The organism is Gemmatimonadales bacterium (genome assembly GCA_041390145.1).
Classification (GTDB): Bacteria; Gemmatimonadota; Gemmatimonadetes; order Gemmatimonadales; family GWC2-71-9; genus SPDF01.
Genome location: JAWKQM010000004.1, coordinates 23,811 through 50,102, shown reverse-complemented (window position 1 = coordinate 50,102; position 26,292 = coordinate 23,811). Strand labels below are relative to the sequence as shown.

General features: G+C 68.2%; 19 protein-coding genes. 11 read left to right on the top strand and 8 right to left on the bottom strand.

Annotation, left to right across the window (positions count from 1 at the left end):
• Nucleotides 1-72: 72 nt before the first annotated feature.
• From R2910_03600 to R2910_03590, 3 genes are all read left to right on the top strand, one after another.
• Nucleotides 73-1,089, top strand: coding sequence for a dipeptide epimerase (locus R2910_03600; protein ID MEZ4412053.1), 1,017 nt, complete (start codon nucleotides 73-75; stop codon nucleotides 1,087-1,089).
• A complete protein-coding gene (gene priA, locus R2910_03595; protein ID MEZ4412052.1) occupies nucleotides 1,086-3,506 on the top strand; it encodes a primosomal protein N' in 2,421 nt (806 codons plus the stop codon). Before R2910_03600 ends, priA begins: the two co-directional genes overlap by 4 nt.
• Before the next feature lie 90 nt (nucleotides 3,507-3,596).
• Entirely contained in the window at nucleotides 3,597-5,387 is a 1,791-nt protein-coding gene (locus tag R2910_03590; protein MEZ4412051.1) for a chloride channel protein, read from the top strand.
• Nucleotides 5,388-5,550: 163 nt separating this feature from the next.
• Here the strand turns inward: R2910_03590 and R2910_03585 are convergent, their stop codons facing one another.
• The 3 genes from R2910_03585 to R2910_03575 all read right to left on the bottom strand — a co-directional run bounded on the left by R2910_03585 (nucleotide 5,551) and on the right by R2910_03575 (nucleotide 10,438).
• Nucleotides 5,551-6,099, bottom strand: coding sequence for a DNA starvation/stationary phase protection protein (locus tag R2910_03585; GenBank protein MEZ4412050.1), 549 nt, complete (start codon nucleotides 6,097-6,099; stop codon nucleotides 5,551-5,553).
• A gap of 138 nt (nucleotides 6,100-6,237) precedes the next feature.
• Nucleotides 6,238-7,863 (bottom strand): DUF1254 domain-containing protein, encoded by a 1,626-nt coding sequence (locus tag R2910_03580; GenBank protein ID MEZ4412049.1) that lies wholly within the window; start codon nucleotides 7,861-7,863, stop codon nucleotides 6,238-6,240.
• Between the two features lie 124 nt (nucleotides 7,864-7,987).
• On the bottom strand, nucleotides 7,988-10,438 hold the full coding sequence (locus R2910_03575) for an arylsulfatase (protein MEZ4412048.1): 2,451 nt from the start codon (nucleotides 10,436-10,438) through the stop codon (nucleotides 7,988-7,990).
• Nucleotides 10,439-10,596: 158 nt separating this feature from the next.
• Here R2910_03575 and R2910_03570 point away from each other — a divergent pair, with 158 nt between their 5' ends.
• From R2910_03570 to R2910_03555, 4 genes are read left to right on the top strand one after another with little or no spacing between them, the layout of a single operon-like run.
• On the top strand, nucleotides 10,597-11,694 hold the full coding sequence (locus R2910_03570) for a hypothetical protein (GenBank protein ID MEZ4412047.1): 1,098 nt from the start codon (nucleotides 10,597-10,599) through the stop codon (nucleotides 11,692-11,694).
• Entirely contained in the window at nucleotides 11,673-12,077 is a 405-nt protein-coding gene (locus R2910_03565) for a hypothetical protein (GenBank protein MEZ4412046.1), read from the top strand. The genes R2910_03570 and R2910_03565 overlap by 22 nt, the downstream gene beginning before the upstream one ends.
• A complete protein-coding gene (locus R2910_03560; protein MEZ4412045.1) occupies nucleotides 12,055-12,525 on the top strand; it encodes a Fur family transcriptional regulator in 471 nt (156 codons plus the stop codon). The genes R2910_03565 and R2910_03560 overlap by 23 nt, the downstream gene beginning before the upstream one ends.
• Entirely contained in the window at nucleotides 12,522-13,250 is a 729-nt protein-coding gene (locus R2910_03555) for a cytochrome c biogenesis protein CcdA (protein MEZ4412044.1), read from the top strand. Before R2910_03560 ends, R2910_03555 begins: the two co-directional genes overlap by 4 nt.
• A gap of 8 nt (nucleotides 13,251-13,258) precedes the next feature.
• Here R2910_03555 and R2910_03550 read toward each other — a convergent pair whose 3' ends face one another.
• The 4 genes from R2910_03550 to R2910_03535 form a co-directional block, all read right to left on the bottom strand.
• On the bottom strand, nucleotides 13,259-14,956 hold the full coding sequence (locus R2910_03550) for an arylsulfatase (protein MEZ4412043.1): 1,698 nt from the start codon (nucleotides 14,954-14,956) through the stop codon (nucleotides 13,259-13,261).
• Nucleotides 14,957-14,986: 30 nt separating this feature from the next.
• Entirely contained in the window at nucleotides 14,987-17,518 is a 2,532-nt protein-coding gene (locus R2910_03545; protein ID MEZ4412042.1) for a hypothetical protein, read from the bottom strand.
• Nucleotides 17,519-17,549: 31 nt separating this feature from the next.
• Entirely contained in the window at nucleotides 17,550-18,284 is a 735-nt protein-coding gene (locus R2910_03540) for an SIMPL domain-containing protein (protein MEZ4412041.1), read from the bottom strand.
• Between the two features lie 75 nt (nucleotides 18,285-18,359).
• The gene (locus R2910_03535) at nucleotides 18,360-20,108 is read right to left on the bottom strand and encodes an ABC transporter ATP-binding protein (protein MEZ4412040.1); all 1,749 of its coding nucleotides are present in this window, start codon (nucleotides 20,106-20,108) and stop codon (nucleotides 18,360-18,362) included.
• 76 nt (nucleotides 20,109-20,184) lie between these two features.
• Here R2910_03535 and R2910_03530 point away from each other — a divergent pair, with 76 nt between their 5' ends.
• Nucleotides 20,185-20,958, top strand: a complete 774-nt coding sequence (locus R2910_03530; protein ID MEZ4412039.1) for a glycine zipper domain-containing protein — start codon at nucleotides 20,185-20,187, stop codon at nucleotides 20,956-20,958.
• Between the two features lie 75 nt (nucleotides 20,959-21,033).
• On the opposite strand, the gene ggt is transcribed toward R2910_03530, so the two are convergent.
• Nucleotides 21,034-22,740, bottom strand: a complete 1,707-nt coding sequence (gene ggt, locus R2910_03525) for a gamma-glutamyltransferase (protein MEZ4412038.1) — start codon at nucleotides 22,738-22,740, stop codon at nucleotides 21,034-21,036.
• Nucleotides 22,741-22,862: 122 nt separating this feature from the next.
• Between ggt and murQ the strand changes: the two genes are divergently transcribed.
• The 3 genes from murQ to R2910_03510 are packed head-to-tail and all read left to right on the top strand — an operon-like array spanning nucleotide 22,863 to nucleotide 26,283.
• The gene (gene murQ / locus R2910_03520; GenBank protein MEZ4412037.1) at nucleotides 22,863-23,777 is read left to right on the top strand and encodes an N-acetylmuramic acid 6-phosphate etherase; all 915 of its coding nucleotides are present in this window, start codon (nucleotides 22,863-22,865) and stop codon (nucleotides 23,775-23,777) included.
• Nucleotides 23,777-24,880, top strand: a complete 1,104-nt coding sequence (locus R2910_03515; protein ID MEZ4412036.1) for an anhydro-N-acetylmuramic acid kinase — start codon at nucleotides 23,777-23,779, stop codon at nucleotides 24,878-24,880. Before murQ ends, R2910_03515 begins: the two co-directional genes overlap by 1 nt.
• Entirely contained in the window at nucleotides 24,880-26,283 is a 1,404-nt protein-coding gene (locus tag R2910_03510) for a glycoside hydrolase family 3 N-terminal domain-containing protein (protein ID MEZ4412035.1), read from the top strand. Before R2910_03515 ends, R2910_03510 begins: the two co-directional genes overlap by 1 nt.
• The last annotated feature ends 9 nt before the right edge of the window (nucleotides 26,284-26,292 follow it).

Here is a 26,292-nt window from a genome sequence, read left to right as displayed (position 1 = left end):
CCCTCCCTCGTCTTGTTAGTTTCCGGGCGTTAGCTTTCTCGGGTGACCGAACCCCTTTGACTGGATCTTTTCATGCTGCGTCTCCAGGCCGAATACCTCGAACTCAAGACCCGCCACCCCTTCATCATCGCACGCGGGGGCCAGAGCGACTACAAGACTGTCTGGGTCCGCCTGACCGACGGCGACGGCAACGAAGGGTGGGGGGAGGCGGCGCCGACCAAGTTCTACGGCGAGACCTCCGAGACGGTGATGCAGACCCTCCAGAACTATGCGACGCACCTGCCGGCCGACCCGTTCGACCTCGAGGAAACGGAGCGGCGCCTCGAAACCGCGCTCAAGGGGAACCCCTCGGCGCGCGCCGCGCTCTCCGCCGCGCTGCACGATCTGGTCGGCAAGCGGCTCGGTGTCCCGGTGTACAAGCTGTGGGGGCTCGACCCGGCCAAGGCGCCGATGTCCACCTTTACCATCGGCATCGACACGCCCGACCGGATCCGGATGAAGGTGGAGGAGGCTGCGGAATACCCGATCCTCAAGATCAAGCTGGGTGGCGAGCACGACCTCGAGACGCTGGAGGCAATCCGCGACGCCACCGACCGCGAAATCCGCGTGGACGCCAACTGCGGCTGGACCGTCAAGCACACGATCCGGATGCTGCCGGTGCTCGAGGAGTTTGGCGTGACGGTGCTGGAACAGCCGCTGGTGCCGACCGACCTCGATGGCCTCAGCATGATCCGCATGGCGGCCTCCATCCCGATCATCGCCGACGAGTCCTGCAAGGTCGCGAGCGACATCCCGGGGCTCGTGGGCCGGGTGGACGGCATCAACATCAAGCTGGCCAAGTGCGGCAGCCTCCGCGAGGCGCTCCGGATGATCGCCGTGGCGCGGGCCAACCACATGATGGTCATGGTCGGCTGCATGATCGAGAGCTCGCTCGCCATCACCGCGGCGGCCCACTTCACCCCGCTGGTGGACATCGTGGACCTCGACGGCGCGGCGCTGCTCGCCAAGGATCCGTTCGTGGGCGCCACCATCTCCGGCGGACAGCTCCGCCTTCCCACCGGTCCGGGGCTCGGCGTCACGCCGCGATGACGGAACGGTATGCGCAGGTCGCGCTCCCGCTTCCCCTCGCCACTCCCTACACCTACCAGATTCCCGATACCCTGGCCGACCGCGTGGCGGCCGGGGCGCGGGTGGTCGTGCCGGTTCGGGGCCGGGAACTCATCGGCGTCGTCACGGCGGCCGATGCCCCCGCCCCGGAGATGACCGCCCGCCCCATCCTGGCCGCACCCGACGATGAACCGGCGCTCACCCCGCCCCTCCTCCGCACCGTGGAGTGGATGGCCGGCTACTACGGCGCGCCGATCGGCTTGGCGCTCAAGGCGGCGCTGCCGGCGGGGCTCTGGGGAAGTTCCGAGGTGATCGTCGAGATCGCGGCGGCGCACCGGGTCCCGGGGGGCACCGGCGCCGAGATCCTGGGCTGGCTGGAGCGCAAGGGGGGCTCCGCCCCGGTCGGGTCGATTGCCCGCGCGATGAAGCGCACGGTGTGGGACGCCGTCGACCGGCTGGCGCGGGTCGGCGCCGTGACGCTGAGGATCGAGTCTCCCGACACCGGGGGCGGCGCGGTGACCGAGCGCGTGCTGACGCTGCCGGAGCAGCGACCGACGCTTCTGGAGCGCCAGGCGCTCTTCGGGAGCAGGCACCGCCAGCGGGCGCTCTATGAGGCGGTCGAGGAACTCGGGGGCACCGCCTCGGTGGCCCACCTCCGCACCCAGCTCGGCTTCAGCGGTGCGTTGATTCGCGCGCTGGTGGCCCGAGGCCAGGCGACCATCGAGGACGTCGAGCGGGTGCGCGATCCCTTCGCCGGCGAGGTCGGCACCCCGCCACCCGACAATCTCTCCGGCGACCAGCAGCGGGCGCTCGCGGAGGTCGAGAGCCTGCAGGGCGGCGAAGGGGCGCTCCTGTTCGGGATCACGGGAAGCGGGAAGACATTCGTCTATCTCGAGGCGATCCGGCGCGGGCTGGAAAGCGGCCGGGGCGCCATCATCCTCGTTCCCGAAATTGGGTTGACGCCGCAGACGGTGCGTCGAGTCCGGGGCATGTTCGGCGACGACGTTGCGGTGCTCCACAGCGGGCTGTCGGATGGGGAGCGGGCCGACGCCTGGCGGGCGCTGCGCCGGGGGGAGCGGCGGGTGGCCGTCGGCGCGCGGTCGGCCATTTTCGCGCCGGTGGTGGGGCCGGGGGTCATCGTGGTCGACGAGGAGCACGAGGCGACCTACAAGAACGGCGAGACGCCGAGGTATCATGCGAGGGAAGTGGCCGCGGTGCGGGCGCGGCTCGAGGGCGCGCGGCTGGTGCTGGGGAGCGCGACGCCGTCGCTCGAGAGCTGGGCGGAGTCGGGGGAGGGGAAGCGCCTGCGGCTGGTACGGCTGCCGGAACGGGTTGGGGCGGGGAAACTGCCGCCGGTGGAGCTGGTGGATTTGCGCTCCACGCCGAAGGTCGCCGGGTCGGGCGCCATCCCCTGGTCGGAAACGCTCGACGCCGCGGTCTCCCGCATCCTTGCCCGTGGTGAGCAGGGGATGCTGCTGCTCAACCGGCGCGGGTTCGCTGCGTTCCTCCAGTGCCCCGATTGCGGGCATGTGCCGGAATGCCCCTCGTGCAGCATCAGCCTGACGGTGCACCAGTCGCCACCGGCGCTCCGCTGTCACTACTGCGCCTTCGAGGCGACGCTCACCGGGAATTGCGTCTCCTGCGGACACGCCGTGGCCCAGATGCGCGGGATCGGGACGCAGCAGCTCGAGCGCTGGCTGTCCGAACGCTTTCCGGAGGCGCGCCTCGCCCGGATGGATCTCGACACCACCAGCACCAAGTGGGCGCACCATCGCATCCTCGGCACCGTCGAGCGCCGGGAGGTGGATCTCCTCCTCGGCACGCAGATGATCGCCAAAGGGCTCGATTTCCCGAACGTGACGCTGGTCGGCGTGGTGGACGCCGACACCGCGCTGCATCTGCCCGACTTCCGGTCGGCGGAGCGTACCTTCCAGTTGATCGCGCAGGTGGCCGGCAGGGCGGGGCGCGGGCCCCGTGGCGGGAAGGTCATCGTCCAGACCCGGCAGCCGGCGCATCACGCGTTGCTGCACGCCGCCGAGCATGACGCGGAGGGCTTCCTGGGCGAGGAGTTGTCACTTCGCCATTCCCCGGCGTATCCCCCCGCCACCGGGCTCGTGAACCTGGTCATCTCCGGCAAGGACGAACCTGCGGTGGGCCGGGTGGCGGCGGAGACGGCGGAGTGGGCGGCCGCCCTCGCCGATCGGCACGGACTGGACCTGGTGGTGCTGGGGCCGGCGCCCTGCCCGCTGGCGCGCATCAAGACGCGGTGGCGGTGGCACGTGGCGCTGAAGGGGGATGGAAGCGTGCTGGGGCGGGTCGTGCGGTACGCCACCACGCGCCTGCCGGGGGACCGGGAGACACGGGTAACGATCGACCGGGATCCGGTGAGTCTGCTCTAGCGCCGAACTTCCTGGAGGGATTGCCATGGAACACAGCATCATCACCACACGGTCGAGCGCCGGACGGGCGCCGGGCAGGGAGGATGCGTGGTGACGACCGGCGCCAGGCAGGAACCGGTTCTCCCGATGGGGCCGCTGCCCTTTGGCCTCCTCGGGGTGCTGGTCGGGGTGGTGGCCGGCTTCGGCGCGGTGCTGTTTCGTGGCCTGATCGGCCTGGTCCACAACGTCCTGTTCCTCGGGCAGTTCTCGCTGCAGTACGACGCCAACACCCACACGCCGGAGAGCCCGTGGGGGGCGCTGGTCATCCTGGTGCCGGTCGTGGGCGCGGTCGGGGTGGCGTACCTCGTGAAGACCTTTGCGCCGGAGGCCAAGGGGCATGGCGTCCCGGAGGTGATGGACGCCATTCACTACCGCAGCGGCATCATTCGGCCGATCGTGGCGGTGGTCAAGTCCCTCGCGTCGGCGCTGTCCATCGGCAGCGGCGGGTCAGTCGGGCGGGAGGGACCGATCATTCAGATCGGCTCGTCCTTCGGCGCGAGCCTGGCAAAGCTCCTCCGCGTGCCGCGCTGGCAGCGCATCGTGCTCATTGCGTGTGGCGCCGGCGGCGGCATCGCGGCCACGTTCAACACGCCGATCGGCGGCGTGCTCTTCGTCGTCGAGATCCTGCTGGTGGAGGTCAGCGTCCGCACGCTGGTGCCGGTTGTCCTCGCCACCGTCACGGCCACCTACATCGGGCAGGTCTTCCTGGGCGCCCATCCCTCCTTCGTGATCCCGGGGATGGCGACGCCCTATTATCACCTGCTCAAGCCGCACATGTTGCCGGCGTACCTTGGCCTCGGCGTGCTCATGGGGCTGGCCTCCACGCTTTTCATCCGCACCCTCTATGCCTTCGAGGACTTCTTCACGACGCGCGTGAAGGGGAGCTATTACCGCCAGCACCTCCTGGGCATGCTGGCCGTCGGCCTCATGATCTACGGGTTCATGGCCGTCTTCGGACACTATTACATCGAGGGCGTCGGATACGCTACGGTGCAGGACATCCTCAGCGATCAGCGATTCTCCCTCGGCCTGATGCTGCTCCTCTTCGGCGGGAAGTTGCTGGCGACCTCGCTCACGCTCGGCTCCGGGGCATCGGGCGGCATCTTCTCGCCGGCGCTCTTCCTGGGTGCGACCCTGGGGGCCGCCTATGGCATCGTCCTGCACATGGCATTCCCCGGTATAGCCATCAGCACGCCTGCCTTCGCGGTGGCGGGAATGGCGGGGATGATCGGCGGGTCGACCGGGGCGGCGGTGGCCGCGATCGTCATGATCCTCGAGATGACCCTCGACTACAGCGTGGTTGTGCCGATGACGGCGGTGGTGGCGGTGAGCTACGGCGTGCGGTCGCTGCTGTGCAGGGACAGCATCTATGCCATGAAGCTCTCGCGCCGCGGACGCGTCCTGCCGACCGCGCTCCGGGCGGCCACGTACCTCGGCGACCGGGCACAGGCGGTCATGGAGACGCGGATCGGGCGGCTCCGCAGCGAGGCCTCAGCGGATGAAATGGCGGCCGGCCTGGCGGTGGAGGGTGGCGCATCGTTCTTCCTGGTGACGGATCAGCACCGGGTCGTCGGATTCCTGACGGCGGACGCGATCTGTCGAGCCGCCGCGCGAGGCCCGACGACGGCGGGTGCGGCGGCTGATCGTCGGTTTGCAACTGTCACCAGTGCGGCGAGCATGGAGGCCGTGATGGGGGCCATGCGCGCGGCGGGTGCCACGGTGGCCCTCGTTACCGGGCGCACCGGGCCGTTCTTGGTCGACACCGACGTCGAGGGCGTGGTGACGGCACAGCAGCTTGCCCAGGCGATGCTGGACGAGGGAGCGTTCTTCCTCGACGCATGATCTGCGCACTTCAGCGTGGCCTATCAGTCCTTGTTAGAGGTGACAGTTGGTGCTGATGGGGGATGGGAGGGGGGACTGGGGCGGATCGTCCGGTACGCTAGACGCGCCTCCCTGGAACCAGGGAGGCGCGTCAGGCGATTGACCGGGATCTGGTGAGTCTGGTCTAGCGGCCGTTGTGACTTGAGGGCGCAGCCGCCTCGAACAGGAACCAGGTGCGCCGTTCGGTTTCGTCGATCCAGACCTCGATCAGGCTGGTGGTGGCGACGTCGCCATGCCCACTGCACACCTCATGCGCCTCCCGAAGGTTCGAGGTGAGCGTCTTGTTATCCTCGCGGAGCTCGGACAGCATGTCCTGGGGGTCCACGAAGTCCGCGTCGTTGTCGGAAATGCGCTGCAGCCGCGCAATGTGGCCCGCCGACCGGATGGTGGTGCCACCGAGCTTCCGCACCCGCTCGGCGATGACGTCGGTCATGGCGAAGAGTTGCGCCGCCTGCTCGTCGAGCAGCAGGTGGTAGTCGCGAAAATGCGGCCCGCTCATGTGCCAGTGGAAGTTCTTGGTCTTGAGGTACAGCGCGAAGACATCGGCCAGCACGGCGTTCATGGCGCCGGAGATGTCACGGGTGGCGGCCGGCTTCAGGTCGGTGGGGGTGGCAAGGGGGGCATCGCGCCGCTCCCTGAGGTCTTTTCGAGTTGGGGCATCGAGAGTTCTCATGGTGGTTCTCCACATCGTGTGAGACGACAATCTTTGTTATAACACATATATACCGTATCGCCAGAACCGCTGGCCCCTGAAAGATACACCGGGGGAGTGTAAGCTCCCCCGATGGATCCCAGGGCCGAGTTCGCGCCGCTACTTGACCAGTTCGATCTCCGTCGGCCGCCAGCTCTTGTCGAAGAACGACTCGAGCGGGCTGTAGAGGCGCAGGATCGTGAACCACCCCTTGGCGGGGTCGGTCTGGATCCAGTTGCCGCGATCCACGCCCGCGGGCTGCTTCGGGCTGAAGTAGATGGTGGTCGAGCCGTCCGCGCTCGCCTTGGCGGCCGGCGAGGGGTAGCTCTGGCTGCCCGCCCGCGGATAGAGCTGGGGCGTGGCCAGCATCGAGCGGGTCTGGTTGTCATACAGGGTGAACGACCAGAACGCCCGGGCGGGGATGTTGGGCGGCAGGGTCACCTTGTAGGTCTTGGCGCCATCGAACGGATTCTTGTTGGCGTCCAGGAACCCCATGAGGTACTGGGAGCCGACCCCAGGAATCCGCATGATCATGCCCGGCGAATCCAGGGTGTAGCCGTAATAGAACGCCGTGCGCGACGCGAGGGTCCGGGCGCCGGTCGGCGGGAGTGGCTTGAACATGCCGTCCTTGGTGAACATCGGCGGCGGGGTCTCGAAGAAGGCGCCGCCCTCCCAGAGCATGCTGGTCCACGAGGACCCGGGATAGTATGACCAGTTGAGCGACTCGAACGGCCGCCAGTTCAGCACCCGGCCGGTGGCGTTTCCGACGGCGGCGGCCTCGGTGAGGATCTTCTTCATCCGGGCGTCAGGATTGAACGGCTTGCCCTTCACGATGCCGATGGCCGCCATCTGCCCGGCCAGTTCCACATCGTAGCTGGTGGCCGGCTCTTCCTGCACGTTGGCGTTGATCATCTCAAAGAACGAGTAGTCGCTCGGGGGGATCGTGTTGAAGACCCGGTTCGATCCCTCGATGAACTTGGTCTCGGGAATCGGTGGGTTCTGCGCGATCCGGACCGTCCCCTCGAGTGCCGAGGCGATGCTCGTGCCCTCGGCGCCCGGAGTATAGGGGTAGATCTTCATGTACTTCTTGATCATCGCAACGGCCGGTTTCGGGTCGTTGTCGACCAAGTAGGCGCGGGCGGCGTAGAGCGCATAGTTGGTGCTCGAGTGCGCCACATAGTATCCGCCCTCGGGCAGCGGGCCGTCGTAGCCCGGGGGCACGATCAGGTACCGCCCGCCCTCACCCCGGTCGGGGCCGGGGGTGCCGATGTCGATGATCCAGGAAAACCACATGTCGTTGATGGTGCCGACCGACTTGGGCGGCTGCTCGATGACAATCGGGCCCTTGGTAAGGTCGAGGATGGAGAGGTAGTAGATGGTGTCGGCGTTGCCGGTCAGGAAGACCGACTTCGAGTCCATCAACTGCGAGAAGATCAGGACGTCGTTGCCGCGGGCACCGAGGCTGTAGAACCCGGTCCGGAGCCCGTACGCGGAGGCGCCCCGGAAGCTGTTGTTGTAGACGTCCAGGGCGTTCGTAAACGCCAGGGCCGAATGGACCGCATCGGCGGTAGCAGCCGTCGGGGCGCCGTCCTTGAACTCAAGGGCGCCAAACCGGCTGTCCATCTTGGCGGGGGCACCGAGGGTCTGCACGTTGGCCGGGGGCAGGGCGGGTGCCTGGGCGCTCAGCGTGCCCGCGAACGCGAGACACCCCGCCAGGGAAGCCGTCAGGGGAAGGGCAATGCGCATACGTGTGCTCCATGCATTCAGGGGGAGATCTCCGGGAACCACAAAGATAATGGGGGCCACCCCCTGCTGTACCGAAGGTGGCCCCCGATTGTTCCGAGACCGTTACGGATGGTCCGGCACGAGGTCACTCGATGCCGAGCGCCGCATTTCGATCCAGCTCCTCGAGGCGCTTTTTCTGCTCGGGCGTCAGCTCCAGCTCCTGGGTCTTGATCGTCACCCTCACGATCGCACCGGCGTAGCCGTTGTCCCAGGCCGGGTAGTCGGGTGAGACCGGCGTGCCCTCGTCGAGCCCCACGTCCGCGCCATCATCCGAGGAAAAGACGCTCGCCTGGGTATGGCCAATGCGCCCCTGTGCCACTTCCCTCCCGTTGACGAGGATCCGTTCCACGCCCCCGGAACCAGGGTCCCCGCCGTCGTACACGAAGACATACTTCAGCGTCACCGTGCCGCTCGGCAGCGGGGTGGGGGAGCTGACCTTGAACATCTCGAGCCCGAGGTAGTTGTAGGCGTACACCGGCCGGTTGTTCTTCACATAGAGCGACCAGCCCCCAAACCGCCCGCCCTGGGCCAGGATGACGCCGTCGGCACCCCCCGGCGGCACCACCAGCTCGGCGGTGATGTCATGCGACCGGTTCTTCACGTTGATGAAGGCGTTTTCCATCATGCCGTGCATGCCCGGGTACACGGTGAGTTCGGTGCGCCCGTTCATGAGGTCCGGCCGGCCCGCCAGCCCGGCATCGAACCGCTCCACCCCTCGGTCGTCGATGGGCAGGACGTGGTTCTTGGCCGCCTCCTGCATGAACAAGTCCTGCATCTGCTTGAGCCGCTCCGGTTCCTGCTCGGCCAGGTTGTTGGCCAGCGAAAAGTCGGCATCAACGTTGTACAGCTCCCAGACGTCGTCCTTGAGGGGGCGGCGCGGCACATACTCCCACGGCGCCCGGTGGATGGTGCCCGCGAACCACCCGTCGTGGTAGATGCCGCGGTTGCCGAACATCTCGAAGTACTGCGTGCCATGCCTTGTCTTGGCCGACGCGCTGTCGAATGCGTAGAAAAGGCTGGAGCCGTCCATCGGGAGCTGGACCACGCCGTTGACCGTCTTCGGCTCCGGGAGCCCCGCGGCCTGGAGGACCGTGGGGGCGATGTCGGTCACGTAGGTGAACTGGGAGCGGATGTCTCCCTTCGCCTTGATCCGGGCGGGCCACGAGACGACCAACGGATTCTGCGTCCCGCCGAAATTGCTCGCCACCTGCTTGGTCCAGGTGAACGGTGCGTCGCCCGCCACGGCCCAGCCCGCCGCGTAGTGCGGAAAGGTGGTCGGCCCGCCCAGCTCGTCCATCCGCTTGAGGAGGTCCCCGAGCTTCTCGGGCACCCCATTGAAATAGGTCATCTCGTTGAAGAGGCCGATCATGCTGCCTTCGGCGCTGGCGCCGTTGTCCCCCGCCTGGTAGAAGACGAGGGTGTTGTCCGCCACGCCCATGTCACGGAGCGCCCGCAGGACGCGCCCGATTTCGTGGTCGGTCTGCGCGGCGAAGCCGGCGAAGACCTCCATCTGGCGCGCGAACAGCTTCTGCTCGTCGGGTGAGAGCGCGTCCCAGTCCTTGATGGCCTCCGGCTTTGGGGCCAGCGGGGTGCCGGCCGGTACGACGCCGAGCTTGATCTGCCGGGCGAGGGTCTCCTCGCGCACCTTGTCCCACCCCTGGTCGAACTGTCCCTTGAACTTGGCGATCCATTCCTTCGGCACATGGTGCGGGGCATGGGTGGCGCCCGGGGCGTAGTAGACGAAGAACGGCTTGTCGGGGGTCAGGGCGTGCTGGGCCTGCATCCACGCGATCGTCTTGTCCGTCATGTCCACCGTGAAGTGGTACCTCGGGTCCCGCGGGGGCTCGATCATGGTGGTGCCGTCATAGAGCAGCGGCGCCCACTGGTTCGTCTCCCCGCCGATGAAGCCGTAGAACTTGTCGAACCCCGAATGGGTCGGCCAGCGGTCGTAGGCCCCCGACACGCTGACTTCCCACGGGGGCGTCTCGTGGTACTTGCCGAACGCGGCCGTGCTGTAGCCGTTCTGGCGGAGGATTTCCGCCAAGGGCGTGGTGCTGAGCGGGCGGATGCCGGTGTTGCCGGTGAAGCCGGTGGACACCTCCATGATGGCGCCGGTATTCACCACATGGTGGTTTCGCCCGGTGAGCAGGGCCATGCGGGTCGGGGAGCAGAGCGCCGTCGTGTGGTACTGGTTGAACCTCAGCCCCGCGGTGGCCAGGGAATCCATGGTCGGCATCGGGATCGGGCCGCCGAAGGTGCTCGGCTGGCCGAAGCCCATGTCGTCGATCAGGATGACGACGACATTCGGGGCGCCCTCGGGCGCGGTCACCCGGAAGGGCGGCGGGGGGGTCGCGTCACGAACATCCAGCGTGGTGATGGTCGGTGTCGGAGGCGGCACGATCGGGAGCGAGGTCCGGTCGATGCCACCGGCGGCCGCGACACCGCCTGGCGGTGCCTTCTCCGACGGCTGACAGGCGGCGAGGAGGCAGATGCTGACCAGATGCATGAACTGGAGGGCGCGGCGGCGCGTGGGCATGAGATCCTCCGGTGGGATGCTGTGGAGTTGCTGCGCGGGCGGAACGACGGGGAAGATTCTCTGACAATATCCCAATATACCCCCACGCAATCGCGGGACAAACGACGGGTGATGGCGCCTTGAATCCCCCCTCCGCCACCCCTAAGATTCCCCAACCTATGGCCACTCCACGATATACCCCGCCTGACTTCACAACTGTCCCGCTCGCTGGGGCGCCCGCGGCGCGCTTCGCCCCGCTCCCCGCCGACGGGGTCCTCCCCGAGGGTTTCTTCTCGACTTCCAACCTCCCGACCTACGTCCATCTCGGCGGCGGAACGTGGGTCATGCCGGTTCGGCCACGGATGGACTGCGTCATCGTCCGGCAAGGTGAGGGGCTGGCGGTGTCGGAACCCCGGCGGCTGAAGAAGGGCGACCAGATCGTGATGGGGGAGGCGGAAGACGGCAGCCAGGGCGTGTACGTGCACACCACCGGCTTCCTGTCCGGCGCGCACAGCGGCAACGAGTTCCGCTTCATGTCCACGGAGGTGAGCCGGGAACGGCCGGTCAACTACGAGGAATTGGCGGCGAAGCTCGGCGAGGAGAAGCGGCGCGGCGGGTACGTCCTCTGGGTGGCCGGGCCGGCGCTGGTGCACTCCCGCGCGCGTGGCGACTTCGAGTGGTTCATTCGGAACGGATACGTGCAGGCGGTGCTGGCGGGCAATGCCGTGGCCGTCCACGACATCGAGGCGGCCATCTTCGGCACGACGCTCGGCATGACGAATACGGGGCAGGCCACCGAGGGGGGCCACGGGCTCCACATGCGGGCCATCAACCGGGTGCGCGCCGCCGGGTCGATTGAACAGGCGGTCGCGTCGGGGCTCATCACGAGCGGCATCATGCACGCGCTGGTCACCAGCAAGGTGCCGTACGTCCTGGCCGGCTCCATTCGCGACGACGGGCCGCTGCCCGGGGTGATCCACGACGCGCTGGCCGCGCAGGACGCCATGCGTGAGCATGCGGTGCGGGCCACCGGCGCCATCTTTGTGGCCACCGCACTCCACGCGATCGCGGTGGGCAACATGCTCCCCGCCTTCCATACGCATTACGACGGCGTCCCCGCCGAGTTGATGACCATTTGCGTGGATCAGACCGAGTTCGTGGTGAACAAGCTGAAGGATCGCGGCACGCATCAGGCCTACGGCGTCGTCACCAACGCGCAGGACTTCATGCACGTCCTCCGACTCTACGTGGAAAAATGGGAACAGGCTACCAGGTAACGACGCCCCCGGAGCCGGGGGTCGGCAATGGATGGGCGCTGCTCGCCGAGGCGGTGGCGACGGAACTGCCCGTGGCGGACCTGCACGGCCTCTGGGTGTTCCGCCCCTTCCGGCGGGACGGCAAGGAGTATGGCACCGCCATCCTCTCGCGGATCGTGGACGACCGGCTGTGCATCTATACCGCGCAGTACGCCCACACCCTGAAGGGCAAGAAGCGGGGGGAGTTCGCCTCCGAGTTCGCCGAGGTGGGGAGTGGCCCGGTCGACGCCGTCGAGGAGCTCGTGGCGCTGGTCCCGAAGCGGACCGAGGAAGAGCCGCCGGTCCAGATTCCGCTGGAGCGGTGGTATCCCGCCGAGGACGATGGCGCACCTGACCTCGGCTGAGGCCGCCGACCTCCTCGAGCGGTTCCGCCATTATCTCCGGGAGCATCGCCTCCCCGTGACGCAGCAGCGCGACTTGATTGCGCACGCCATCTTCACCGCCCCCGACCACCTGAATGCCGCCGCCGTGCACCAGCGCCTCTCCGGGCAGGGGAAGCGCATCGGCATTGCCACGGTCTACCGCACCCTGGACCTGCTCGTGGAAAGCGGGCTGATCCGGCGCCACGAGTTCGGGGACGGCTCTCGACGATATGAGGGGGCCACGCCGCAGGGATCGCACGGGCACCTCGTCTGCACCTCCTGCGGTGGGGTCGAGGAGTTCACCAACGAGCGCCTGGAACGGATGCTCCCGATCATCGCCGACGAACATCGGTTTCGCTATCGCACTCACCGCGTCGAGCTGCACGGCACCTGCCGTGACTGCCAGAGTCGCGCCCTGGAGGGGCTGTGAACACTCCTGACAACCTCGGCTTCTTCGTGGCCTTTGCCGCGGGGGTGCTGAGCTTCCTCTCCCCCTGTGTGCTGCCGCTGGTGCCGAGCTACCTCGGTTTCCTGACCGGCATGACCCTGGAAGAAATGAGCGGCCGCCGCCGGATGGCCATGGTCCACGCGCTGCTGTTCGTCTTCGGGTTCGCGCTCATCTTCGTGATTCTCGGCGCCAGTGCCACGGCGCTGGGCTCCGCGCTCAAGTACTACCAGGTCTGGCTCCAGCGGGTCGGCGGGGTGCTGATCATCCTCTTCGGGCTGTACGCGATGGGGGTCCTCAAGTTCCGCTTCCTGCAGATGGACCAGCGGGTGCACCTCGACCGGAAACCGATCGGCTATCTCGGATCGGTGCTGGTGGGGATGGCGTTCGCCGCCGGGTGGACACCGTGCATCGGCCCCATTCTCGGCGGCATTCTCGGCATGGCAGCGACGCAGGGGGATGTGGGGCGGGGGATGGCGCTGCTCGGTGCCTACTCCGCCGGGCTCGCCGTGCCGTTCCTTGCGGCGGCGTGGGCCATGGAGGCGTTCCTCGACTGGTTCCAGAGGTTCCGGAAGTACCTGCCGTGGGTCATGCGGCTCAGCGGATTGCTGCTGATCCTGGTGGGCCTGCTGATGGTAACGGGAGAGTTCACGCGGATGGCGGGGTGGCTGCAGGGGCTGACACCGGGGTTCTTGAAGGGACGGTTGTAGGGCTCACCTCACCCCCTGTCCCCCTCTCCACCATGTGGAGAGGGGGGGACGAAGGGGCGCGGACCAACGCGGGGCAGGGAGCAGAGAATAGCTTCCTGCCCCGCTGCCCCGCTGCCCCGCTGCCCCGCTGCCCCGCTGCCAACCTCGTTGTTCTGCTGATTCCCGTTCAACAGCACATTCAGCGCGTCGTCCACCGAGAAGCTTCCTGCCTTCTGACGCGGCGGGAAGTCCTTGAAGCTGGCGAGGAACCGCCCCACGTATTCCTGGGCGGGCACCAGCACGAAGGCATGCTCGATGCGCCACTTCCCGTAGTTGATGCTCTCGTGGTCCGCCGTCTCGAACGGATCCGACCGGAGGTTGAAGAGCTTCGGGAAGCGGAGCGGCACGAACGGATCCTGCCAGACGTCCAACCCGTCCGCCCGCTGCTCCGCGAAGACCACCTTGTACTGGTTGTAGCGGAGCCCGACCAGCGAGCCGTCGTCGTTGAAGTAGAAGAAGTCCTTCCGCGGATCCGGTCCCTTCCCGCTCAGGTAGTCGGTCAGGTTGTACCCGTCGAGGTGGACCTTGAAGGTCTTGCCGTCGGCGGCGTAGCCGTTGAGCAGCTGCTCCTTGACGTTCGGATTGCCGGCGGCCGAGACCAGGGTCGGGACCCAGTCCTCATGCGACACGATGTCGTTCAGCACCGTGCCCGGCTTGATGGTGCCCGGCCACTTGATCATCCCCGGCACCCGGAACGCCCCTTCCCAGTTCGACGCCTTCTCGTTGCGGAACGGCGACGTGCCGCCGTCGGGCCAGGAGAATTTCTCGGCGCCGTTGTCGGTCGAGTACATCACGATGGTGTTGTCGGCGATGCCGAGGCTGTCGAGCAGGGCCAGCAGCCGGCCGACCAGCGCGTCGTGCTCCACCATGCCGTCGGGATAGACGCCGAGGCCGGTGACTCCCTCACTCTTGGGCTGGAGATGGGTCCAGATGTGCATCCGGGTGGAGTTGAACCAGACAAAGAACGGCTTGTCGCCCTTGGCGGACTTGGTGATGAAGTCCTTCGCGGCCGCCTCGAACTCCTCGTCGATCGTCTCCATCCGCTTCTTGGTGAGCGGGCCGGTGTTTTCGATCCGCTGGCCGCCGTTGGGCAGCGCCCAGCTGTGGAGGACGCCGCGCGGCGCGTACTTGGCGCGGAAGGCGGGGTCCTTCGGATAGTCGGGGTTCTCGGGCTCTTCCTCGGCGTTCAGGTGGTAGAGCGAGCCGAAGAACTCGTCGAAGCCGTGCATCGTCGGGAGCATGGCGTCGAGATCGCCGAGGTGGTTCTTGCCGAACTGGCCGGTCACGTACCCCTGCGGCTTGAGGAGCTCAGCCACGGTCGCGTCCTCGGGCTGCAGCCCTTCCTTGGCGCCTGGGAGCCCGACCTTGAGGAGACCGGTGCGGAAGGGGCTCTGGCCGGTCAGGAAGGCGCCGCGGCCCGCGGTGCAGCTCTGCTGGCCGTAGAGGTCGGTGAAGAGCGCGCCCTCACGGGCGATCCGGTCGATGTTGGGCGTCTTGTAGCCCATCTGGCCGAGGTTGTAGGCGCTGATGTTCCAGTAGCCGATGTCATCACCCCAGATGACCAGGATGTTGGGCTTGCCGCCAGGCTTCTTGGCGGCCTTCTGCGCGTGGGCCGCTGGCGTGAGGGCCAGGGAGGCGACCAGCGCGAGCGTCAGGGGGATACGCATGCTGATGGGACTCCTTTGTTCAGGTTGAGACTAGAAGCTAATCACTCCGAAGAAGCTCAGGGTACTGCGTGACACGCTTGGCTGCGAGTCGAACCCGAGCAATGCCGCGTTCTCGAATGACACCCCCAGACCGCTGTGGTAGGACGCCCACTCGCCCTTCAGGCTGACATCGACCCCGCGGAAGAGGGGGGCGTTGCTCCGCAGCAGGAAGAACTCGAGCCCGGCCCCGTAGTGGGTCGTATTCGGCCAGAGGTTGTTGTTCGGAAAGAAGGTGGGCTGCCGGATCCACGGGCCGTCGGGGTTGGAGAGCGGGACGCCGTCGGTCGCGATGTCGGTCACCCGATACCAGCTCCAGCCGTACCCCACCTTCAGGTATGGCTGGATCCCGCCAGTCAGCAGGTTGTAGCGGATGCTGCTGGCCAGTTCGTAGAAGTTGAGCGTGCCGGTCACATCGAACGGGTCCGCCGGGCTGTCGGTGATGGGGACCGAGATACTCAGGCCGCTGGTCGAGTTGTGGAAGGTGTTCTCCGTGACCCAGCGCTTGCCCAGATAGAAACCCATCTGCACCGCGTACGAGGTGGCGTTCTCCGCGTTGTCGGTTTCCTGGCCGGAGGGCGTGAGGCTGGAGTCGGCGATGACGTAACGGCCCAGGATCTCGCCCAGCTGCGGCCCCGCCAGCAGGAGCGCCACCCAGTCGGATTGCATGTTGGCGGTCATGACGCCGCCGCCCACCGACATGACCCGGACCGGCAGCTCGGCCTTCGGGATGTACTGCACGGGGAACTTGCCGAACATCCGGCGCACCGGCAGGAGCAGAATCTTGTAGATCACGTCGACCGGCGGGAGGGTGATCAGCGCGACGATCGGGGCATTCAGGTAGCCGAGGTTGTTCTGCACCTGGTCGAGCGGCGAACTGGTCACGATCGCGTGGAGCCGGTGCGGATCGTAGAGGTGATAGCCCCCCGACGCGCCGCTCCGGTTCCATCCGCCGTTGTAGGTCACGGTAAACGGCGCCAGGTTGCCGGTCTCCGCATGGCTCACGATCCCGGCGAACGGAGACTTGGCGGCGGGGTAGCCCGAGCGGATCGGGAGGACGAACCAGGCCCAATCCCGCCGGTAGTCGGGGTCGGTGTACACCTGCGTGTAGACTCGTTCCCAGTCGGGGAGGAGCTTGACGCGACTGGCCGAGTCGAACGGTTCCACGTAGTCGGGGAGGGGCGCCCCGCCGGTCAGGTACGCCTGGTGGTCGAACCCCTTCTTGACTTCTTCGGCGGCGTCGGCGGGGCCGATGCCCTGGTAGATCCCCGCGAACGGGTAGGTGCCGTGCCCGTCCTGGTTGTGGGCGCCCGGCGAGTAGAGGAAGAGGTCGAGGCCCTTGCTGTTGGCGCCGATGTAGGCGATCGGATGGGTGTTGACGACCGTCTCCGCGGTGTCGGCCCACGCGCGGTACCGCACGATGGCGGCGACTTCCGCCATGCCGTATTTCTCTCCTGAAATGGCCTGGTGTTGCCGGCGCCACTCCGCGCGCGGGGCATAGGCGTTGGGCGACGAGTAGTCCACCGGCATCATGTTCTCGTGGAAGTAGTAGTCCACGCGTCGGATGACGAGCGGGTCGGCGCCGCCGAGCTCGTCGGGGGTGCGCCGCAGCAGTGCCTCGATCTGGTCGGGGGTCTGCGGGGCGGTCACCTGCGACATCGGGCTCACCACGACGTTGATGTGTTCCCAGTCCCCCTCGTGCTTGTTCCCCGCGTCGTTGTACGGGTAGAAGAACCAGTATTGCAGGATGAATTCATAGCGCTGGTCGGGGCTCCCCAGCACCCCCACGGGCGAGATGAACGGGTGCACGTAGATCGAAATGGCGGGCCAGTAGGCCTCCTTCATCAGTCCGGTTCCCGGGTCCTCGAACGCAGCCTTCCAGGTGGCGGGGCTGTACCCCGGCCAGTTCCAGTACAGCACGGAGAAGAAATCCGCGTCTGCCGGGACGGCCGCGGTGTTGAACCGCTCGGCCAGCGGGCTGTTGGGGTTGAACTCCCGGAGCAACTGGAGCACGCGGCAGTCTTCAATCGGCGTCTGCACGCGGAGGAGGGCGAGCAGGCTGTCCCGGGACACGGTGCCGGCAGGGCAGGGGTCGTCCCCGAGCGACGCGAAGTTCACCGTCTCGGTGCCGACCAGCCGCGCCGCAGCGTGGATGTCCCACCGGTCGACGGTCAGAATGGTCGAGCCGCTGATTTCCTGGGCCTTCTGCATGTCGAGGGGGACGTTGCCGGTGTTGCGGATCATGAAGGGCGCGAAGCGGACGCCGAGGGCGTGCAGCAGCTCTCCCCGGGTGTCGTCGACGCCGTCCCGCGGTGCCACGTCCATGAATCCGTTGCCGGCAGCCGGACCGTACAGTTGGAAGATGCTGTCGGCGATCGTCTGCCGGACGATCCGCGGGTAGGTGAGCGGCACGTACTGGAAATATTCCTGCTTGGTCATCTCGGCGGTCTGCGCGCGGAGCGGCGCGGCCGTGACGAGCAGGGCACCAAGCAGGGCGCCGAGGCGAAGGGCTGAGCTCGAGGGCATCACAAATCTGCTCCCGGGGTAAAGCGTCGGTTCAGTCCTTCAGGAAATATTCCACGGTCGAGACCACGCGGACCCGCTTCGAAATCTGGCCCTGCTCGCTGATGCCAGGGGCCTGGTCGCGTGCCAGGATCTCGAACACGCCCTGGTTGGCGCGGCGGATGCCTCCGAGGTGGCTCTTCGAGTCGGTGGCAAACTGGTCCGCGGCCTCGCGGGCACGGCTCGTGGCCTCGGCGATCATCTCGGGCTTGAGGTCGTTCAGGCCGGAAAAGACGAAGGTCGGCCCACCGCCGCCATATTCCTGACCCGAGGAGAACACCACCCCCGCCTGAACAAGTTCCCCCACCTTCTGGCTGGCCGCCAGTACACCGGCCGGATCGCTGCTCCGCACCATGAGGGTCTGGTTGATGACATACCGGGTGACCGCCTCGGACGTGCGGTACTGGTTGGTGGAGGCGTCGCTGACCGAGAATGCCTGCAGCTCCACCAGCGACGTATCGATGCCCTGCCGCGCGAGGAAGCCGCGCACCTGCTGGAGCTGGGTCGAGAGCCGCGAATATGCACGGTTCAGGTCGTTGTCGCTGACGACCAGCCGAAGCGGCCAGAGCGCGAGGTCGGCCTGCGCTTCCCGCTCGGCGATGCCCTTGACGGTCACGTACCGGTCGGCGGTGCGGCTGGCGGCAAGGCCGGCGCCCGCCAGCCATCCCGCGGCGGCGATGCCGACAGCGAGGATGGCCGCGCCGGTGATGATGCGCTCGGGCTGCTTCATGCGATTCTCCAGGTGGTTCGCGATGTCATCACTTCGGCAAGCGCTCCCTCCCTCGTCTTTGTCTCCGCCTCACCGTTATACCTCCAGCTGTTCCTCGAGTTCCTGCCTGCTCAGCAGTTCCCAATACCGGCCGCCGGCCGCGAGCAGGTCGGCGTGGACACCCTGCTCGACGACCTTGCCGCGGTCAAGCACGATGATCCAGTCGGCGTCGCGGACTGCGGCCAGCCGATGAGAAATGATAACGCTGGTCCGTCCGGCGAGGGCGTCCCGGAGCCCGGTCAGGATGCGCGCCTCGGTATGCGCGTCGACCGCGCTCAGCGCGTCATCGAGAATGAACACCGGCGGATCCTGCGCCAGCGCACGGGCGATGGCCGCCCGCTGCTTCTGGCCGCCGGAAAGGTTGATCCCCCGTTCGCCCAGCATGGTGTCAAAGCCCTTCGGGAGGTCGGGCAGCGCTTCGGCCAGCTGCGAGACTTCGGCCACCCGGTCCAGCCGACCATCGTCGGGGGCACCCAGCAATATGTTCTCCCGGACGGTCGCGCTGAAGAGGAAGGTCTCCTGCGGCACCACCCCCAGGTTCCTTCGGAGCTCCTCCAGCGCGAGGGTGCGGATGTCCAATCCGTCCAGGAGGACTCGCCCTTGGTCGGGGTCGTAGCTCCGGGAGAGGAGCTCGGCAATCGTCGACTTGCCTGACCCGGTGGCCCCGACGATGGCCAGGGATTGCCCCGGCTCCACGCGGAAGGACACGTCCTGGAGCACCCAACCGCGGTCCTGGGCGCCGGGATACGCGAACCAGACCCCCTCCATGCCGACGCTGCGGGCACCGCGGCGCGGTGGGAGCAGGGCGGGACTGGTGGGGGAGGTGATGGCGGGCCGCTCGTGGAAGAGGGCGTTGATCCGGCCCATCGCCGCCTCGCCGCGCTGGACCAGCGTGACGGCCCACCCGAGCGCGATCAGCGGCCAGGCGAGCATCATCAGGTAGACCCCGAAGGCGACATACTCGCCGACGCTCACCGTGCCCGCCATGACCAGCCGACCGCCGACGGCCATGACCACCACGGCGCCGAGTCCCGCCAGGAGGGCCAGCAGGGGGTGGAACGCCCCCTGCGCCTTGGCGAGCGCGATGTTCCTCGTCCGGTACTCATCGTTCAGCCGCCGGAATTCCGCGGTCTCGGCGGCTTCCTGCCGATACGCCCGCACGATCCGGAGCCCGGAGATGTGTTCGTGGACGTGGGTGGTGATCGTGCCGAACTGCTCCTGGATGGCCAGCGAACGCCGGTGAATCTGCTGGCCGAGCGAGATCATCACCACGGGGAGGCCGAGCAGGGGCAGGAGCGCCAGGAGCGTCAGCCGCGGGCTCATCGCCAGCATGGCGGGCAACACCATCGAGATGCGGACCGCCGTGTCCACCATGTACATCAGCGCCGGGCCGGCCGCCATCCGCGCGGCGAGGAGGTCGTTGGTCGACCGGGCCATCAGGTCGCCGGTGGAGGACCGGTCATAGAACGCGGGCGACAGGCGCTCCAACTGCCCGAAGAGGTCGTTGCGGAGGTCGAACTCGACGCGGCGGCTGCCGCTGTTCAGGAGCTGGCGCATCCCGAACCGGGCGGTGCCGCCGAGGAGGGTCACGCCGACAAGGAGGAGCGCGGCGCGGCCGACCGCGGCCGGCGAGGCCCCGCCGTCGATCAGGTTGATGCCATGTTCGAGAATCTTGGGGCCGAGAGTGATCAGCGCGTTCGATACCACCACGCACACCATCCCGATGGCGTAGGTGGATTTGTATTTTGTGAGGTAGGGCACAAGCGCCCGGAGCTGCTTCAGCATATATTCAGGATTGTCATGAGATCAATCTCGTCGAGTGTATTGTCACCCGGCAAGCCGTCCCCATAGGAGTTCCACCATGCGCAACGTACTCGCCGCGTTCTGCGTCCTGACCATCGCCGCGTGCGGTGGTGGCGACAAGTCCGACGCCGCCATCGCCGACAGCCTCAGCCGCGACCTGCAGCTCGCCCAGCAGGACTCGACCAACCCGATGGCCGACACGGCCGCCACGCCGGCCAACGCCCCGGCAACGGCGACCACCCCGGCCACGGCCAAGCCGAAGACGACCACCCCGAAGCCCACCCCCAAGCCGGTCGCCCCGGCGCCGGCGCCCGAACTGGCGGCCGGCACCACCTTCTCCGCCACCGTGTCTGACACCGTGAGTTCCCGGACCACCCAGTCCGGCGCCATGATGCAGGCCAAGGTCGGCGCGGACGTCATGTCGGCCGACGGCCGCCTCGTCATTCCCGCCGGCTCCACCGTCAACATCCGGCTGGACCAGTTCAAGTCGGCCCCGACCAAGGGGGGCAAGGAGACGTTCTCGGCCTCGCTCGTGTCCGTCATCATCGACGGCACCAGCTACCCGATTTCCGGGAAGGTTGATCACCTCGACTACACGCTGAAGGGTCGGGGCATCACGGCGGGCACGGCCGGCAAGGTCGGCGCGGGCGCGGCGGCCGGCGCAGTCCTCGGCAAGGTCATCGGCGGAAATTCCAAGGGCGCGGTCATCGGTGGCGTGGTCGGCGCCGCCGGCGGAGCCGCGGTGGCCAACGAGACCGGCGACCAGGACATCACGGTCCTCCCGGGCGCCCAGGTCTCAATGACGGTCACGGAGGCGTTCGCCGCCAGGTAGGCAGGGCGGCGGCAGGGCGGGGAGGCCGAACGAGTTGTTCACTGCCTCCCCGCCTCGCTGCCTAACTGCCTTGCCTTAGTATCCTGCTCCCCCCCCACCCAGCCGCGGATCACTCACCCCCTGCCAGCCGGTGGGGGTGCGGATGATCGCCTCGACGTCGCCCGTGTATCCCGCCTCGTTCACCTCGTGCCCCATCTTCTCCAACTGGGCGATCACCTCCGGTGAGAAGCCCCCCCGCTCGATCCGAATGGCGTTCGGCAGCCCCTGGTGATGCAGCCGCGGCGCGGTCACCGCGTCCGACAGCGACATCTGGTGGTCGATCACGTTGCTGATCACGTGATACACCATCGTGATGATCCGGGGACCGCCCGGCGTCCCGACGACCATCAGCAACTGCCCGTTCTGGTCCACCACGAGGCTTGGAGTCATCGCCGAGAGGGGACGCTTGCCGGGCTGGATCGCATTGGAGTCACCCTGCACCAGGCCGTACATGTTCGGCTTGCCGGGGGCGCTGGCCAGGTCGTCCATCTCGTCGTTGAGGAGGAACCCGGCGCCCGTCACCGTGACGGCGCTGCCGTAGCTGTTGTTGAGCGTCGTGGTGATGCTGACGGCGTTGCCGTCGGCGTCCACGATGGAGTAGTGGGTGGTGGAGGGGCCGTCCTTCAGGCCCGGCAGCACCTCCCCGGTCTTCGAGGCACGCTTGGGATCGATCGTGGCCCGGCGCTCGTCGGCATAGCTCTCGGAAAGCATCTGGCCGATCGGGTTGTGGACGAATCCGGGGTCGCCCATGTAGGCGTTCCGGTCCATGAACGCGCGGCTCATGACCTCGGCCTCGAGGTGCATCAGCTCGGCCGATCCGAAGGGCGGGAGGGGCGAATACCCCTCCATCATGTTGAGGATCATGCCCATCGTGGTGCCGCCGGAGCTGGCGGGCGGCATCGAGTAGATGGTGTCACCGCGGTACGGGACGATGATCGGGTCGCGCCAGTAGGTCTTGTACGCCGCGAGGTCGGCGTGAGAAATCAGGCCGCCGCTCCGTTCCATCTCGGCCACGATGAGGTCGGCGGTCGGCCCGGTATAGAACCCGGCGGCGCCCTTGTCGCGAATGCGCTCCAGCGTCCGGCCGAGGTCGCGCTGGACGAGCACGCTGCCGACGACGGGGGGCTGGTTGTTGGGGAGGAACTGCGCGCGCGAGGCGGGAAAGAGGTAGAGTCGCGACATCTCGTCGCCGATGGACTCCCGCCGGTAGTCGTCGACGACATACCCCTCGTTGGCCAGCGTGATGGCGGGGTTGATGACCTGGGCAAAGGGCAGCCGTCCGAACCGCCGGTGCATCTCGACCAGCCCGGCGGGGGAGCCGGGCACGCCCGCCGCCAGCGCGCCGGTGATGCTGAGATCGGACACATCACCATCCGGCTCAAGGTACATGTCGCGGCTGGCGCCGGAGGGTGCCTCCTCTCGGTAGTCGAGCGCATAGACACCGCCGCCCGCCTCGCGGTACATCAGGAATCCACCGCCGCCGATGTTCCCTGCCTCCGGATGCACCACGGCCAGTGCGAACCCGACCGCGACGGCGGCGTCGATGGCGTTGCCCCCCGCCTGCAGGATGTCCCGGCCCACTTCGCTCGCGATCGGGCTTCCGGACACGACGACGCCGCTGGCCGCGTCGGTGACGCGGGCCTGGTCGGCAAACTTCCAGCCGGCGGCGACGCCGGAGGGTTGCGGTCCGGCACAGGCGGGGAGCAGCAACAGCAGCGCAACGGCGGGATGACGTAGGCGCACGGAAATCCTCGATGGGAGAGGGCGGTGGCGTGGAGGTTGCCCCGGAGTGAAGGGCTCCCCTAATTTAGCGATATCTCACGCGTGGCAAGTCCGCCCCCTCTTTTCCCGGTCCAGGTGCCCCCGTGCGCGACCCCAGGCTCACCGAGCGGAGAAACCCGCGGACCGCGGCCATCGACACGCTGGACAGCCTTCAGCTGGTCGACCTGGTGACGGCCGAGGACGCCACCGTCCCCGCGGCCGTTGCCGCCGCCCGCGAACCGATTGCCCGGAGCATCGACCTGATCGAAGCCGCCTTCCGCGCCGGAGGGCGGCTCTTCTATGTCGGGGCGGGCACCAGTGGACGGCTCGGCGTGCTCGACGCCTCCGAGTGCCCGCCGACCTTTGGATCGCCGACGGAAATGGTGCAGGGGATCATCGCCGGCGGTCCCGCCGCGCTCGTCACCTCCGTCGAAGGGGCGGAGGACGACCTCGACGCCGCCGTCGCCGTCATCGACGAGCGCCGGGTGGGTCCCGGCGACGTCGTGGTCGGCATTGCCGCCAGCGGCACCACGCCGTTTGTGCGCGCCGCCATCGGCCGGGCCCAGGCGCTGGGGGCGCGCACCGTGTTTCTCAGCTGCACCGAGCCACCCCGAGACATGGCCGAGAGTTGCGACGAGTGCATCACCGTGCCTGTCGGCCCCGAGGTGGTGACCGGTTCCACCCGCCTGAAGTCGGGCACCGCCACCAAGCTGGTGCTCAACCTTCTGACCACCGGCGCCATGATTCGCCTCGGCAAGACCTACGGCAACCTGATGGTGGATCTGCAGGTCCGAAACCAGAAGCTGGCCGACCGGGGCGAGCGGATCGTGATGGAGGTGGCCGGCGTCGATCGAGACGGCGCGCGGGCCGCGCTCGAGGCGGCGGGCGGGAGTGTCCGCACGGCCATCGTCATGGTGCGCACCGGGAAGAACCGCGCCGCCGCCGAGTCGCTCATCGCCGACGCCAAGGGCCGGCTCCGTTCCATCCTCGGCAACCCTCCACCGGTGGAGCCCTCCTGATGGAACGACCCTCCCTCATCATCGGGCTCATGTCCGGCACGTCACTCGACGGGATGGACGCCGCGCTGGTCCGGTTCACCGGCCCGACACACGCAGAACTGGTGGCGTTCGCCACCCGGCCCTATGACCGCGACGAGCGCTCCACGGTCCGCGCCGCGCTCGAAGGGCGCGCCGCCGCGCCCGCCCTGGCCCGACTGCACGTGCAGATTGCCGAATGGGCCACCGAGGCGGCACAGGCCGTCCTGCACGCTGGGGGCGTGCGCGCCGACCAGGTGGACGGGATCGCCTTTCCCGGCCAGACGATCTGGCATGAACCGCCGCTGGTCAGCTGGCAGCTCGGCGAGCCGGCGGTGCTGGCGGAAGCATTCGGTGTCCGCGTGGTGAGCGGATTCCGCGCGCGGGATGTGGCGGCGGGCGGGCAGGGTGCGCCGCTGGTCCCGATGGCCGACGTGCTGCTCTTTGCGGACGCGGAGCGCGATCGCGTGCTGCTGAATCTCGGCGGAATGGCCAACATCACCCTGGTGCCGAGTGGCGGCCGGGAGCAGGGGGCCATCGCCTTCGACACCGGCCCCGGGATGGCCATCATCGACGCGGTGGCGCACCGGGTGGACGACTCCCTCGCCTGTGACCTCGACGGGGCGCTCTCGGCGGCGGGCCGGGTGAACGATGCGGTGCTCGCGGACCTGTTGCAGGATGAGTATTTCCTCGGGGAGCCTCCCAAGAGCACGGGGCGCGAGCATTTCGGGGACGCCTACGCAGGAAACCTGCACGCCCGTGTGCCCGGCGCGGATGGCGTGGCCACCGCGGTGGCGCTCACCGCGCGGTCCGTCGCGGAGGCCATCGGGCGTTGGGCGCCTGCGGCGGGAGAGGTGCTCGTGTCCGGAGGCGGGGTGCATCACCCGGGGCTGATGGCGTCGCTGACGAGACTGCTGGCCCCGATCACCGTGCGCCGGTTCGACGCGGTCTACTTCGACGGCGACGCCAAGGAGGCGGTGGCCTTTGCGCTCCTCGGCTACCTCACCCTGCACGGCCAGCCCGGCAACCTGCCCGCCGCCACGGGCGCGCGTGGCGCGCGCGTCCTCGGCTCGATCACCCCTCCCTGATGCACGGACGCCTGATCCTCCCCGCGCTGCGCTGGCGGGACGACAGCGGTTTTGGGCATGAGGCCGAGACCATCGCGGCGGCGCTGCGCTTTGGGGCGGGCGGATTCATCATCTTCGGCGGCAAGCCGGAGGCGGTGAAGGCGCTGACGGCCGAGCTCCGGGAGCGGGCCGGCCGCCCCCTCCTGATTGCGGCGGACCTCGAGCGTGGGGCGGGGCAGCAGTTCCCCGGACTGACGGGGTTTCCGCCGCCTGGCGCGCTGGCCACACTCGACGACCCCGATGTCATTCGCGCGGCGGCCTCGACCACCGCCCTCGAGGCGCTTGACGTCGGCGTCAACTGGGTGCTGGCACCCGACGCCGACCTCGACATCGAGGCCGCGAATCCCATTGTGCAGACGCGGTCCTTCGGGAGCGATCCGAAGATGGTCGGCGTCGCGGTGGCGCTCTGGGTGCAGGCCTGCCAGCAGGCCGGCGCGCTCGCCTGCATCAAACATTTCCCGGGACATGGCCGCACCACGCGGGACAGCCACGATGAAGTGCCCGCGGTGGAGGTCGACCGGGCGACGCTCGAGGCGACAGACCTCGTGCCGTTTCGCATGGGCGTCCTGGCGCAGGTCGCCACGGTCATGACAGGACACCTGCGGGTGCCTGCGCTCGATCCGACCGGCACACCCGCAACCTTCTCCCCGCCGATCCTGCGGTACCTGCGCGAGGAACTCGGATTTTCGGGACTGATCGTCACCGACGCCCTGATGATGGGGGCGGCGGTGCAGGATGCCGCCGGCAATCCGGCCGTGCGCGCGCTGGCGGCGGGATGCGACCTGCTCTGCTATCCGGCGGATCCACAGGCGGCCTACGACGCGATAGGGGAGGCGCTGCGGACTGGCGCGTTGAGCGAGGACCGGGTGGAGGAGGCGCTGGTGCGGTATGGAGAGGCGCTGCTGCGGGCGCAGGCTGGGCCGCGGGGGAGGGGGGCCGCGGGGCAGAGTGCCGTGATAGCGGACCGATTGCTTGCACAGGGTCTCCTGCGCGGCGCCGCACCCGTGGTCCGTATTCCGGTTGACCTTGTCATCGTCGACGACGATCAGGGCGGCGCGTGGCCCGCCTCATCTGCGGAGTACGTCGAGATGGCGCTGCGGGGAACAGGGGTGGCGGTGGATCGAGGCGGCAGCAAGGTGGTGCTCGCCTTTGCGGAGCCGCGCGCTTCGAAGGGGCGCGCCGGGTTCGGTCCGGCGGCGCTCGCGGCGTTGAGCCAGCATGGCGACGCCGACCTGGTCGTCGTGTTCGGGCACCCCCGGCTCGTGGCGGAGGTGCCAGGGGATGCGCCGGTGCTGCTGGCGTGGCACCGGCAACGGTTGATGCAGGAGGCGGTCGCCCGCTGGCTGGTGGGGCAGCTCGGTTGAGGGCGCTCG

Excerpts from the sequence above, each read along its gene's own strand:
- R2910_03585 (MEZ4412050.1), bottom strand. The coding sequence starts at position 6,099 with ATGAGAACTCTCGATGCCCCAACTCGAAAAGACCTCAGGGAGCGGCGC.
- priA (MEZ4412052.1), top strand. The coding sequence starts at position 1,086 with ATGACGGAACGGTATGCGCAGGTCGCGCTCCCGCTTCCCCTCGCCACT.
- R2910_03570 (MEZ4412047.1), top strand. The coding sequence starts at position 10,597 with ATGGCCACTCCACGATATACCCCGCCTGACTTCACAACTGTCCCGCTC.
- R2910_03545 (MEZ4412042.1), bottom strand. The coding sequence starts at position 17,518 with ATGCCCTCGAGCTCAGCCCTTCGCCTCGGCGCCCTGCTTGGTGCCCTG.
- R2910_03550 (MEZ4412043.1), bottom strand. The coding sequence starts at position 14,956 with ATGCGTATCCCCCTGACGCTCGCGCTGGTCGCCTCCCTGGCCCTCACG.
- R2910_03565 (MEZ4412046.1), top strand. The coding sequence starts at position 11,673 with ATGGGAACAGGCTACCAGGTAACGACGCCCCCGGAGCCGGGGGTCGGC.
- R2910_03560 (MEZ4412045.1), top strand. The coding sequence starts at position 12,055 with ATGGCGCACCTGACCTCGGCTGAGGCCGCCGACCTCCTCGAGCGGTTC.
- R2910_03530 (MEZ4412039.1), top strand. The coding sequence starts at position 20,185 with ATGCGCAACGTACTCGCCGCGTTCTGCGTCCTGACCATCGCCGCGTGC.
- R2910_03510 (MEZ4412035.1), top strand. The coding sequence starts at position 24,880 with ATGCACGGACGCCTGATCCTCCCCGCGCTGCGCTGGCGGGACGACAGC.
- R2910_03535 (MEZ4412040.1), bottom strand. The coding sequence starts at position 20,108 with ATGCTGAAGCAGCTCCGGGCGCTTGTGCCCTACCTCACAAAATACAAA.
- R2910_03580 (MEZ4412049.1), bottom strand. The coding sequence starts at position 7,863 with ATGCGCATTGCCCTTCCCCTGACGGCTTCCCTGGCGGGGTGTCTCGCG.
- R2910_03600 (MEZ4412053.1), top strand. The coding sequence starts at position 73 with ATGCTGCGTCTCCAGGCCGAATACCTCGAACTCAAGACCCGCCACCCC.
- R2910_03515 (MEZ4412036.1), top strand. The coding sequence starts at position 23,777 with ATGGAACGACCCTCCCTCATCATCGGGCTCATGTCCGGCACGTCACTC.
- R2910_03540 (MEZ4412041.1), bottom strand. The coding sequence starts at position 18,284 with ATGAAGCAGCCCGAGCGCATCATCACCGGCGCGGCCATCCTCGCTGTC.
- R2910_03575 (MEZ4412048.1), bottom strand. The coding sequence starts at position 10,438 with ATGCCCACGCGCCGCCGCGCCCTCCAGTTCATGCATCTGGTCAGCATC.